At 44.9% G+C, this 581-nt stretch carries 1 protein-coding gene; it reads right to left on the bottom strand.

What is annotated here, in order from left to right; genetic code table 11:
• Positions 1 to 581: hypothetical protein (locus tag ACFIKH_RS09380; protein WP_375671556.1), on the bottom strand; the 581-nt coding region annotated here is incomplete at both ends.

Genomic DNA, 581 nt, shown 5'->3' with positions numbered 1-581 from the left:
ACCTTGACATCAAGAGTGCCACCCGCTTCAATCGTGCCGTAAACAGCATCATAAGTGCGCGTGGTTGTTTTGGTATCAGTATAATGTCCCTCATCTTTAATGCCTCCCGTAGTACACCCTAGATTACCGAATGTTTTGCAATTTTTTTCCCTGCGATGTGTGTCAGTTACAATCTTGGTTTTTTCAATTAAATCACGCCCCTCATTGAGTAGCGTATCACCCTGCATTTCAATATTGCCATTAGCAGCAATTAAGCTATAGCTATTACGGATATCGCCGGCATGAACCGTGAGATGACGTCCTACTAAAATCTGTGCAGCTCCATTGGTAAAATGAGGCTGCTGACGAATGATCGTAGTGTCAACATCTTCCTTTATCTGGTGGTGTCTAACCTTGGTTTTTTTCCATTTTCCTCGCACGTAACTGTGACCAACCACTTTATCGGTAACTTCAACCCCACCTTCACGCATGTTGGTAAGCGCTGAGACATCGAAGGTCATATCACCTAAGACAGCTTCTAAAAGACCCGAGCTGTTGATCACATGACCAGCCCGCTCTCCACTTAAGCCACGGATGATGAG

It is taken from the genome of Bartonella sp. SD1336NMGDW, from assembly GCF_042193565.1.
GTDB classification, from domain to species: domain Bacteria; phylum Pseudomonadota; class Alphaproteobacteria; order Rhizobiales; family Rhizobiaceae; genus Bartonella; species Bartonella grahamii.
Note: the sequence above shows the minus strand (reverse complement) of the source record. Positions and strands in the feature narration are given on the sequence as shown.